This window comes from Streptomyces sp. NPDC047315 (assembly GCF_040643215.1).
Taxonomy (GTDB): Bacteria; Actinomycetota; Actinomycetes; order Streptomycetales; family Streptomycetaceae; genus Streptomyces.
This window is the reverse complement of the sequence record NZ_JBEYTZ010000076.1, coordinates 1-10,967: the sequence shown is the minus strand read 5'-3', so window position 1 is coordinate 10,967 and position 10,967 is coordinate 1. Positions and strand designations below refer to the sequence as shown.

At 73.8% G+C, this 10,967-nt stretch carries 8 protein-coding genes and 1 pseudogene; 7 read left to right on the top strand and 2 right to left on the bottom strand.

Annotated elements, in window-relative coordinates; translation table 11 throughout:
- Nucleotides 1–252: 252 nt before the first annotated feature.
- Both ABZ842_RS38405 and ABZ842_RS38400 read left to right on the top strand, forming a co-directional pair.
- On the top strand, nucleotides 253–2,076 hold the full coding sequence (locus tag ABZ842_RS38405) for an ABC transporter ATP-binding protein (RefSeq protein WP_361548405.1): 1,824 nt from the start codon (nucleotides 253–255) through the stop codon (nucleotides 2,074–2,076).
- Between the two features lie 83 nt (nucleotides 2,077–2,159).
- Nucleotides 2,160–3,263, top strand: a complete 1,104-nt coding sequence (locus tag ABZ842_RS38400; protein ID WP_361548402.1) for a trypsin-like peptidase domain-containing protein — start codon at nucleotides 2,160–2,162, stop codon at nucleotides 3,261–3,263.
- Between the two features lie 61 nt (nucleotides 3,264–3,324).
- Here the strand turns inward: ABZ842_RS38400 and ABZ842_RS38395 are convergent, their stop codons facing one another.
- A complete protein-coding gene (locus ABZ842_RS38395) occupies nucleotides 3,325–3,528 on the bottom strand; it encodes a hypothetical protein (RefSeq protein ID WP_361548399.1) in 204 nt (67 codons plus the stop codon).
- A 90-nt stretch (nucleotides 3,529–3,618) separates the two neighbouring features.
- On the opposite strand from ABZ842_RS38395, the gene ABZ842_RS38390 reads away from it, so the two are divergent.
- The 4 genes and pseudogenes from ABZ842_RS38390 to ABZ842_RS38375 form a co-directional block, all read left to right on the top strand.
- A complete protein-coding gene (locus tag ABZ842_RS38390) occupies nucleotides 3,619–4,815 on the top strand; it encodes a bifunctional adenosylcobinamide kinase/adenosylcobinamide-phosphate guanylyltransferase (RefSeq protein WP_361548396.1) in 1,197 nt (398 codons plus the stop codon).
- 676 nt (nucleotides 4,816–5,491) lie between these two features.
- The gene (cobT, locus tag ABZ842_RS38385; protein WP_361548393.1) at nucleotides 5,492–6,610 is read left to right on the top strand and encodes a nicotinate-nucleotide--dimethylbenzimidazole phosphoribosyltransferase; all 1,119 of its coding nucleotides are present in this window, start codon (nucleotides 5,492–5,494) and stop codon (nucleotides 6,608–6,610) included.
- Between the two features lie 82 nt (nucleotides 6,611–6,692).
- Complete coding sequence (locus tag ABZ842_RS38380; RefSeq protein ID WP_361548390.1) at nucleotides 6,693–8,498, top strand: phosphatidylglycerol lysyltransferase domain-containing protein; 1,806 nt, start codon at nucleotides 6,693–6,695, stop codon at nucleotides 8,496–8,498.
- A pseudogene (locus tag ABZ842_RS38375) lies at nucleotides 8,495–9,127 on the top strand (hypothetical protein); the annotation flags it as partial. The gene ABZ842_RS38380 and the pseudogene ABZ842_RS38375, both read left to right, overlap by 4 nt.
- Nucleotides 9,128–9,148: 21 nt before the next feature.
- Here ABZ842_RS38375 and ABZ842_RS38370 read toward each other — a convergent pair.
- Complete coding sequence (locus tag ABZ842_RS38370) at nucleotides 9,149–9,922, bottom strand: hypothetical protein (protein ID WP_361548387.1); 774 nt, start codon at nucleotides 9,920–9,922, stop codon at nucleotides 9,149–9,151.
- A gap of 89 nt (nucleotides 9,923–10,011) precedes the next feature.
- Between ABZ842_RS38370 and ABZ842_RS38365 the strand changes: the two genes are divergently transcribed.
- Nucleotides 10,012–10,818 (top strand): adenosylcobinamide-GDP ribazoletransferase, encoded by an 807-nt coding sequence (locus ABZ842_RS38365; protein ID WP_361548384.1) that lies wholly within the window; start codon nucleotides 10,012–10,014, stop codon nucleotides 10,816–10,818.
- Nucleotides 10,819–10,967 lie beyond the last annotated feature (149 nt).

Genomic DNA, 10,967 nt, shown 5'->3' with positions numbered 1-10,967 from the left:
GAGCCGACCGCAGAGAACGACGCTTGATATGCCACCCCGAAAGCCTCCCACCCACACGACAACCACACCCACCGAACTTACGAAAAGATCAGTAGCAATCGGATCGCCGCTTCAGTCAGGTCGCGGCGCCGATTTCGCGTCACCACCTCCGTGAGCGCCGAAGACACCACCCGAAATGACGACGTCACACGGACGAGAACCGGTGACGGCCCCGACGGCCCCGACGGCCCCAAGGTCACCGAGGCGCCCAAGCTGCCCGCCAGGGAGACCTGGCGGGCGCTGTACGCGCACTTCCGGCCGCACCGCTGGGCCGTCGCGCTCGGCGCCGCGTTCGCCCTCGTCGGCGCGGTCGCCGCGCTCGCCCAGCCGCTCGCGGCGAAGGCCCTGGTCGACCGGCTCGGCGAGGACGAGTCCATCACCGGGATCCTGGTGGTGCTCACCGCCCTGGTGGTGATCGGCACCGCGATCGAGTCCGTGGGCGCGTACGTGCTGGAGCGCACCGCCGAGTCCGTGGTGCTGGCCGCCCGCCGCACGCTCATCGGGCGGCTGCTGCGACTGCGGCTGCCGGAGGTGGAGCGCACCCAGCCGGGCGACCTGATGTCCCGGATCACCTCGGACACCACCCTGCTGAAGGCCGTGACGACCCAGTCCGTGGTCTCCGCGATCACCGGCGGTGTCTCCTTCGTGGCCACGATCGTGCTGATGGCGCTGATGGACGCGGTGCTCCTCGGCGTCACGCTCGGCGTGATCGTGCTGATCGGCGGTGTCGTCGCGCTCGTCATGCCGCAGATCTCCAAGTCGACGAAGAAGGCGCAGGAGGCGGTCGGCGAGATATCCACCGTGCTGGAGCGGGCCTTCGGCGCGTTCCGCACGGTCAAGGCGTCCGGCGCCGAGGAGCGGGAGACGGCGGTCGTCGACCGGGCGGCGACGACCGCCTGGCGGTACGGGGTGCGCTCGGCGAAGTGGCAGGCGGCGGCGTGGTCGTCGGTGGGCCTGGCGATCCAGGTGTCCTTCCTCGCCGTGCTGGGCATCGGCGGCGCGCGGGTGGCGTCCGGCGAGATCTCGGTCTCCACGCTGGTGGCGTTCCTGCTCTTCCTCTTCTACCTGATCGACCCGGTGAGCAAGCTGGTGGAGGCGGCGACGCAGTACCAGATCGGTTCGGCGGCGATCGCACGGCTGGTGGAGGCCGAGCAGTTGGAGACGGAGGACCTGACGCCCGGGCCGTCGACGGCCCGTACGACCGCCGCCTCCGGCGCGGCCTCGGTCGTCTTCGAGGACGTGGCCTTCCGCTACCGCGACGACCTGCCGCCCGTGCACCACGGCGTCTCCTTCACGGTGCCGGGCGCCGGCATGACCGCCTTCGTGGGCCCGTCCGGCGCGGGCAAGACGACCGTGTTCGGCCTCATCGAGCGGTTCTACGAGGCGAGCGGCGGGCGGGTCCTGGTGGACGGCCGGGACGTGCGGGACTGGTCGCTGCCCGAGCTGCGGGCCGCGATCGGCTACGTCGAGCAGGACGCGCCGGTGCTCGCCGGCACCCTGCGGCAGAACCTCGTGTTCGCCGCCCCCGAAGCCACGGACGAGGAGGTGCGGGAGGTGCTGGTGCGATCGCGGCTGGACGCGCTCGTCGACCGGCTGCCCGACGGCCTGGACACGGTCGTGGGCCATCGCGGCTCCAAGCTGTCCGGCGGCGAGCGGCAGCGGGTCGCGATCGCCCGCGCGCTGCTGCGCCGGCCGCGGCTGCTGCTCCTGGACGAGGCGACCTCGCAGCTGGACGCGGTCAACGAGCTGGCGCTGCGGGACGTGGTGGCCGAGGTGTCGCGGGACGTCACGGTGCTGGTGGTGGCGCACCGGCTGTCGACGGTGACGCTGGCCGACCGGATCGTGGTCATGGACGCGGGCAAGGTGCGCGCGGTGGGCACGCACCAGGAGCTGGTGGCGCGGGACCCGTTGTACGGGGAGCTGGCGGCCACGCAGTTCCTGGCGTCGGAGCCGGCGGGCCTTGCGGACGTGGCAGAGGAAGCAGAGGAGGCGAAGGAGGCGGCGGAGGCGGACGAGGTGGGGGTGCCGGCCTCCTGAAGCAGGCCGGGGCCGGGGCGGCGGCCACCTGATCGGAGGCGTACAACAGGCCGACGCAACCCGGCAAAAGGGACACTCCGAGCATGGACTCACCCCACCGCCGCGCCGCCCGCCACCCCATCCGCCCCGTCCGCCCCGCCGGCTGTCGACTGCTGCTGTCACTGACCGCCGCGATATCCACCGCCGCCCTCGCCGCCGGCTGCGCGGGCGCGTCGGCGGCTGCCAAGCCGGAGAGCTCCACCCGGGCGATCGCCCTGCCCAAGGTCGCGAACGACCTCCAGTCGGACTACGAGGCCGTCATCAAGGCCGTGCTGCCGTCGGTCGTCCAGATCGAGGCCGGCGACAGCCTGGGCTCGGGCATCGTCTACGACGACAAGGGCCATCTGATCACCAACGCCCACGTCGTGGGCGGCGAGAAGACCTTCCAGGTCACGACGGCGACGGGGGAACAGCCGCTGCCCGCGAAGCTGGTGTCCTCCTACCCCCAGCAGGACCTCGCGGTCCTCAAGCTGGACCAGGTGCCGGCCGGGCTGAAGCCCGCCACGTTCGGCGACTCCGCACAGGTCGAGGTCGGCCAGATCGTGCTGGCGATGGGCTCCCCGCTCGGGCTGTCCAGCAGCGTCACCCAGGGCATCGTCTCCGCGGTCGGCCGCACGGTGACCGAGAGCGCTTCGGGCGGCGGCACGGGCGCCACGATCGCGAACATGGTGCAGACCTCGGCGGCGATCAACCCGGGCAACAGCGGGGGCGCCCTGGTCAACCTGGACAGCGAGGTGATCGGCGTACCGACGCTGGCGGCGACCGATCCGAACCTGGGCAGCGCCGCGCCCGGCATCGGGTTCGCCATCCCCGCGTCGATGGTGAAGACCGTCGCGGACCAGATCATCAAGTACGGCCGGGTGACGGACTCCGGACGGGCCGCGCTGGGCATCATCGGACGCACCGTCCTCGACGACAACTACCAGCCGTCGGGGGTGGCGATCGTCGAGGTGGAGAAGGACGGCCCGGCGGACCGGGCGGGGCTGCGCGCCGGCGACATCATCACGCAGGTGGGCAATGCGTCGATCACGGACCTCACCTCGCTGGCGCAGGCGCTGGCGTCCGACAAGCCGGGCGAGAAGGTGGCCGTGACCTTCCTCAGGGAGGGCGAGCGGAAGTCGACCCAGGTGACGCTCGGCGAGATCTGAGGCGGAGTGCTCAGCCGGCGGGGACGGCGGGGGCGCCCCGGGGGGCCGGGGCGCCCGCTGGTCACTCCGCGTGCAGGCTCATCGGCCCGTAGATCACGGTGGCGTCCTCGGAGAGGACGACCTGGTCCGCGCCGCCCTCGCTCAGGGCCTTCCAGTGCTCGCCGATCCAGGACTCCGCGTCGCCCTGGGTGGAGAACTCCTCGGGTTCGACCGAGGGCGCGACCTCCGTTCCGTCGGACTTCTCGAACCGCCACGTCCACGCCATGTCCGCCTCCGCACGCCGTCGGTGATCTCTGTCCTGCCCGCAGCGTAGCCGGGCGCGCAGCACCGGCTAAGACACGGGAGTATCAAGGGCGTGGAACTGACCCTGCTCGGAACCGGCGCACCTGCCGGGTTGCCGAGGTCCGACTGTCCGTGCGCCGTGTGCGCACTCGCCCGGGGCCCGCACGCGCGGGCCGCGACCGCCCTGCTGGTGGACGGTGCGCTGCTGCTCGACCTGACGCCGGGCGCCGCGCTGGCCGCCGCGCGGGCGGGCCACTCGTTGGTGGGGGTGCGCCAGGTGCTGCTGACGCATCCTCACGACGGACCGGCGGTGGACCTGCCGGCGGGGCTGCCGACGGCGGGGCGGGTGCCGGACGGGCGGGTGCTGACCCTGATCAGCGGGCACCGGGTGCGGGCGGTGCCGATGGACCACCCGGGTACGGGGTACGAGGTGACGTCGCCCGACGGGACCCGGCTGCTGTACCTGCCGCCGCAGGGCGCGCCCGCGGGCCTCGCGCCGGCCGGTGCGCCGTACGACATGGTCGTGGCGGACGTCGTCGGGCGCCCGGACGCGCTGGCCCGGCTGCGCGCGGCCGGCGCGGTCGGCCCGACGACCGACGTGGTCGCGGTGCACCTGGACCACGACGTGCCCGGCGGGGCCGAGTTGGACCGCCGGCTGGCGGCGGCGGGGGCGCGGGCGGTGCCGGACGGGACGACCCTGATCGTCGGCGAGTACCACGCGGTGCCGGACGTGCCCCGGCGCACCCTGATCACCGGCGGCGCGCGCTCGGGCAAGTCGGTGGAGGCGGAGCGGCGGCTCTGGACCTTCCCGGACGTGACGTACGTGGCGACGGGCGGCGGTCGGGACGGCGACGCGGAGTGGGCGGAGCGGGTGCGGCTGCACCGGGACCGCCGGCCGGGCTCCTGGCGCACGGAGGAGACCTGCGACCTGGTGCCCCTGCTGACGGCGCCGGGCCCGCCGCTGCTCGTCGACTGCCTGTCGCTGTGGCTGACGGACGCGCTGGACCGGGTGGGGGCGTGGGAGGAGGAGACGTGGCGCGACGGCGGTGAGCAGGCCCTGCGGGAACGGGTGGCGGAGCTGGTGGCGGCGGTGCGGGGTGCGTCCCGCACGGTGGTGGCGGTGACGAACGAGGTGGGCTCGGGCGTGGTCCCGGCGACGGCGTCGGGCCGGCGGTTCCGGGACGAGCTGGGCCGCGTGAACGCGGCGTTCGCCGCGGAGTGCGAGCACGTGATCCTGGTAGTCGCGGGCCACCCCCTCCCTCTGCGGTAGCCCGCGCCCCTGACTACCTCGCCGTTCCCCTGCGCACCGGTGGTGGGCTGGTCGCGCAGTTCCTCCCCCTGTGCCCTGCGGGCACGGGGGCACCCCCGCCTCGGCCCTAGAGGGCCTGGGGCCCCAGCGCCCCTGACTTCCTCGCCGAAACCCTGCGGGCACATTGGTCTCCGCGGCCCGGTGGGACTTGTCCGCGCAGTTCCTCGCGCCCCTGACTGCCTCGCCGTAGCCCTACGGGTGGGTTTGGTCTCTGCGGACCGTGGTCGCTTCTCGCGCAGTTCCCCGCGCCCCTAATTGCCCCGCCCTTCGGGCGCGGGCGGATCCCCACGCCACAGCTGCGCCCGCAGGCAGCAGCCTCCAGGGCCGCGAGGAACTGCGCGAGCAACCGACCACCGGGCTGCAGAGACCAAACCCACCCGCCGGGAAACGGCGAGGCAGTCAGGGGCGCGAGGAACTGCGCGACCAGCCCACCACGGTCCGCAGAGACCAAACCCACCCGCCGGGAAACGGCGAGATAGTCAGGGGCGCGAGGAACTGCGCGAGCAACCGACCACCGGGCCGCAGAGGGCAGCGCACGCGCAGGGGAACGGCAGGCACCCACACCCCGCAGAGCGCAGCGCACGCGCAGGGGAACGGGCGCCGACGGGGCCCGCGGCCACCCGGTACTGTTCGGCGAATGAGCAGGCTGATTCTCGATGACTTCTCCGACCGGATCGCCCGCGCGGACGGCACCCTCCGGCAAGTCGCCGAAGACCACCGGGACCGCCTCCTGATCCCGCCGAAGGCGCTCGGGCGGCTCGACGAGTTGGGCCAGTGGCTGGTCGCCGCACAGGGCTGCACCCCGCCCGAGCCCGTCGTCCGCCCGAAGGTGGTGCTCTTCGCCGGTGACCACGGCGTCGCCGAGCTGGACGTCTCCGGCCGCCCCGCGGGCACCGCGCACGCGCTGGTCTCCGCCGTGCTGGAGGGCCGCAGCCCCGTCGCGGTGCTGGCCCGCCGTGCGGACGTGCCGGTGCGCATCGTGGACGCCGGGCTGGACTGCGACCCGGAGTTGCTGCCCGCCGACGTCGTACGGCACCGGGTGCGCCGCGGCAGCGGGCGGATCGACGTCGAGGACGCGCTGACCGTCGAGGAGGCCGAGGCGGCGGTGCGCCTCGGCATGGCGATCGCCGACGAGGAGGCGGACGCCGGGACGGACCTGGTGGTGCTGGGCGACCTGAGCGTCGGCGGCACGACCCCGGCCGCCGTCCTGATCGCCGCGCTCTGTGGAACGGACGCCTCCGTCGTCACGGGCCGCGGCGGAGCCGGCATCGACGACCTGGCGTGGATGCGCAAGTGCGCGGCGATCCGCGACGCGCTGCGCCGCGCCCGCCCAGTGCTCGGCGACCAGTTGGAGCTGCTGGCCGCGGTGGGCGGCGCGGACCTCGCGGCGACGACCGGCTTCCTGCTCCAGTGCGCCGTGCGCCGTACCCCGGTGATCTTGGACGGGGTGGTCTCGGCGGCGTGCGCGCTGGTCGGGCAGCGGGCCGCGTTCCGGGCCCCGGACTGGTGGCTGGCGGGCCAGTTGACCGGCGAGCCCGCGCAGGCGAAGGCGCTGGACCGGATGGCGCTCAACCCGATGCTCGACCAGGGCGTCAGTGTGGGTGAAGGAACCGGAGCATTGCTTGCCCTCCCCCTCGTGCAGGCAGCCGCCTCGCTCCTGGCCGAGTTGCCGGAGCGCGCACAGGACGCCGAGGCCCCCGCCGACGCCTCCTCGCAGGGCGACGCGCAGGGCGACACCGAGGGCGACACGGACTGACGCGCCGGGTACGGCCGCCACCGACGGCGGCGGCCGTACCCTGACCCGCCATGACCAGCGATGCCCCATATGATCGCTTTTCATGGGAGAGGTCCGCTTGTTCCATTCGGTCAGTGCGGCGAGAAGCCGCACCCGCCCCGACGGCGACACCGCCCGCTCGCACCGCGCCTGGGCGTTCACCGTCTGGTACCTGCGCGCGGTGACCTGCCTCAACGTGCTGAGCGCGGTGTGGGTCTCCTTCGGCCAGGACATCCGCCGCCACAACGTCGACGACTACTTCACCCCGTACCTGCTGACCGCGGGCTTCGCCTCCGGCGCCTTCACGCTCTTCCTCGCGATCACCATGCGCCGCCGCAAGCGGGCCGCCTGGATCCTGAACCTGGTGCTCGCGGGGCTGTTCCTCGCCCTGTTCGCGCTGGGCTTCGCGATCGATTCCGGCATCAGGTCCCATCCGCAGAACTGGGTCTCGCTGGCGCTGACCGCCGCGTTCTGCGGTGCACTGGTGCTGGGGCGGCGGGAGTTCTACGCGAAGGGCGACCGCTCGAACCCAAAGCTCGCGGCTGCCGTCGCGGCCGGCGGGCTGCTGGTCACCTCGCTCGCCGCGGCCCTGCTGGTCACCGTCACCAACACCGCCACCGCCCCTTCCACCTTCCTGGAGCGCTGGCAGTACGGCGCGGTGCGGCTCGGCTCGCTCGCCGCCGACGACTCCGCGTTCACGGGCATCGACACCCCCGGCTGGGTGGACGTCAGCATCAACGTGACGTCCACGCTGCTGCTGCTCGCCGTGTTGTACGCGGCGTTCCGCTCGCGCCGCGCCGTCGACCCGATCGACGCGGACGACGAGGAGCGGCTGCGCGCCCTCTTGGAGCGGCACGGCGAACGCGACTCCCTCGGCTACTTCGCCCTGCGCCGCGAGAAGAGCGTGGTGTGGTCCCCCACCGGCAAGGCGGCCGTGGCCTATCGCGTCGTCGGCGGGGTCTGCCTGGCGTCCGGGGACCCGATCGGCGACCCGGAGGCGTGGCCCGGCGCGATCGCCCCCTGGCTCGCCCAGGCCCGTGAACACGGTTGGATCCCCGCCGTGATGGGCGCGAGCGAAGAAGCCGGGACGATCTACGCCCGCCACGGCCTCGACGCCCTGGAGCTGGGCGACGAAGCCCTGGTGGAGACTGCCGAGTTCACTTTGGAGGGGCGCGCGATGCGGACCGTGCGCCAGGCGTACAACCGGGTGAAGCGCGCCGGGTACCGGGTGCGGATCCGTCGGCACGCCGACATCCCGCCCGAGGAGATGGCCGTCCTGCTGCGCCGCGCCGACGACTGGCGCGACGGCGCCACCGAACGCGGCTTCTCCATGGCGCTCGGCCGGCTCGGCGACCCGGGCGACGGGCAGTGCGTGATGTTGGAGTGCACCGACGCCGAAGGCGAGTTGCGGGCCGTGCTCAGCTTCGTGCCCTGGGGCCCGCACGGGCTCTCGCTCGATCTGATGCGCCGTGACCGCGACAGCGACAACGGCCTGATGGAGTTCATGGTCATCGAACTCCTCCAGCGCGCCGCGGAGGTGCGGATCACCCAGGTGTCGCTGAACTTCGCGATGTTCCGCTCCGTCTTCGAACGCGGCTCGCGCCTCGGCGCCGGGCCGGTGCTGCGGCTGTGGCGGTCGCTGCTGACGTTCTTCTCCCGCTGGTGGCAGATCGAGTCGCTGTACCGCGCCAACGCCAAGTACCGGCCCATCTGGGAGCCGCGGTTCCTGCTCTTCGAGAAGAGCGCCGACCTGCCGCGGATCGCCATCGCGGCGGCCCGCGCCGAAGGCTTCCTCGAAGCGCCGGGGCTGCCGGGCTGGCTGCACCGCACGCACTTGGAGAGCCCGGCGACGGCGGCGGCCCCGAGATGACCGCGACGGGCGCGGCGGGCGCGTTCGTACGGCGCGAGTGGGGTCCGGCGTACGCCGCCGTACGCACGGCGCTGGCCGCCCGCGGGCCGCGCGCGATCGCGCTGACGCTCACCGCTGTCTGTCTCATCGCCGCCTTCCAGGTGGTGCAGCACCGGACGTGGGGGTACGAGGCGGTGCGCGCCGTCGGCGCCGTACGTGCCGACGACCCCCTGTGGCTGGCCCTGCTGCGCACCCCGCTGTCGCTTTTCGTGCCCGCGCTCGACCTGCCCGTGTGGGGCGCCCTGGCGCAGGTCCTGCTGGTGTTCGGGATCGCGGAGTGCACGTTCGGGCGGGCGCGCACGCTGCTGGTCGCGTACGTCTGCACCCTCGCCGGGACCCTGTACGCGCGGGTCGGCGTCGCCGTCGGCCCCGGCGGGCTCCTCGGGCTGCCCTCGTCGGACGCCCGGGTCGTGGACACCGGGCCGTCGGCCGCGGTCGTCGGGCTCGCGGTCGTCGTCTGCTGGCGGCTGCGGGCCCGTTGGACGGCCGGCGCTGTCGTGCTCGCGATGGTCGTCGAGGTGGTCGTCAAGCCGAACCTCGCCGGCAAGGAGCACCTGGCCGCCATCGTCGCGGCCCTGGCGCTGTGTGCGGCGGCCGAGGTGCGACGGCGCTCAGTCCCCGTCGGGTCCCGACCGGTTCCGGGACGGCAGCCGGTCGGGGGCGCCCGCGATCAGGTCCTGGAACTTCCTGCGCGGCCCGTCCCAACGGCGGTCGTGCCGGTACGAGCGCAGGGCGGCCCGGGCGCGCGCCCGCGGCCGGTCGCGGTAGAGGTGGCGGGCCCACAGCGAACCTGGCCGGGCCAGCCGCACCGCCCCGAAGAGCGCGACGAACGGAACGAAGACGCTGATCAGCGCCAACGTCGGCTTGCCCTTCACGAAAGTGACCAGCACCAGCAGCAAGTTGAGCAGGATGGTCACCAGGACGGTGACGCGGTTCTGCCGCTCCTCGGCGGTGAGGGAGTCGACGCCGAGCGGCGAGAAGCCGCCGAGCACCAGCAGCGCGAGCGCGGCGGCGAGGACGACCACCTCCACGCTGCGCCGGCCCTCCTCCGTCCAGTACACGTCGTCGAGGTGCACGATCAGGGCGAACTCGTCGAGCACCAGCCCCGCGCCCATCCCGAACAGCACCGCGAAGACCCCCGCCGCCCAGCCGTGCCGACCGCTGCCGACCGCGCCGAAGCCGCCGACGACGGTGAGGATCACGCCCGGCACCACGTGGTGGATGTGCAGCCCGCCCGGGGTGACGTTGCGGAAGGGGCCGCGGCCCGCGCGGATCATCCGCACGACGGTGCGGGTGACGAGGAAGGTGAGGACGAACGAGGCGAGGGCGAGCAGCGTCGGTAGCTTGCCGGGCTCGGTGATGTTGTCGTGGAACCACTGCCCCATGGACCGCGCCTTTTCGTGTTGTCTGTCCCTCTTGTTGTGATACGCGCAATCTAGCCGGCGTGCGCCGGGCCCTGGGCTACCCTGCGCCGGTGAGTGATGAGCCCGTCTCCCCCATACGCACCGGCCTCGGCCCCGGTCTGCGCTTCGCCTTCGGCACCCTGACCGTGCTGCCCGTACGCGTCACCCGCTGGGACCGGGACGCGGCCCGCGTCGGCATGGCCTGCGCACCGCTGGCGGGGCTGGTGGTGGGGGTGTTCGCGGCGGCGGTCGGCGGGGTGCTGCTGGCCGCGGGCGCGGGGGCGGCGCTCGCGGCGGTGGCCGCGGTGGCGGTGCCCGCGGTCCTCACCCGGGGGCTGCACCTCGACGGGCTCGCCGACACCGCCGACGGCCTCGGCAGCGGCAAGCCCGCCGCGGATGCGCTGAAGATCATGAAGCGGTCGGACATCGGGCCGTTCGGGGTCGTCACGCTGCTGTTCGTGCTGCTCGCCCAGGTCGCGGCGGTCGCCGCGCTGTACGCGCAGGGGTGGGCGTACGGGGCGGTCGGCGTCGTGGTCGGCGCGGTCACCGCACGCCTCGCCCTGACCTGCGCCGCCCGTACCACCGTGCCGCCGGCCCGCCCGGAGGGCCTGGGCGCGGCGGTCGCCGCGACGGTGCCGGTGGGTTGGGTGCTGGCCCTGGTCCTGCTGGTGACCGCGGCGGCGGGGGCCGCTGCGCTCGGCTTCGGCGCGGCTGCGGCGGCGCAGCACGCCGCGGCGGTCCTCGCGGGCGTGGGCGCGGCGGAGGCGCTGCTGCGTCACTGCGGGCGCAGGTTCGGCGGAGTGACCGGCGACGTCCTGGGCGCCCTCTCCGAAACCGCCTCCACCACAACGCTCCTGATCCTGACCCTGGCCCCATAACCCCGACGCACTCGCCATCTCCCTGCGGGGACGTTGGCCTCTGCGGCTCGGTGGTGGGCTGTTCGCGCAGTTCCCCGCGCCCCTGAACCCTCTGCCCTCGGCCTGCAGACAAGTGACGGGGGCAGCGAAACAGGGGCGCGGGGAACTGC

Coding starts and splice junctions, on each gene's coding strand:
- ABZ842_RS38400 (WP_361548402.1), top strand. CDS start 2,160: ATGGACTCACCCCACCGCCGCGCCGCCCGCCACCCCATCCGCCCCGTC.
- ABZ842_RS38395 (WP_361548399.1), bottom strand. CDS start 3,528: ATGGCGTGGACGTGGCGGTTCGAGAAGTCCGACGGAACGGAGGTCGCG.
- cobT (WP_361548393.1), top strand. CDS start 5,492: ATGAGCAGGCTGATTCTCGATGACTTCTCCGACCGGATCGCCCGCGCG.
- ABZ842_RS38380 (WP_361548390.1), top strand. CDS start 6,693: ATGGGAGAGGTCCGCTTGTTCCATTCGGTCAGTGCGGCGAGAAGCCGC.
- ABZ842_RS38370 (WP_361548387.1), bottom strand. CDS start 9,922: ATGGGGCAGTGGTTCCACGACAACATCACCGAGCCCGGCAAGCTACCG.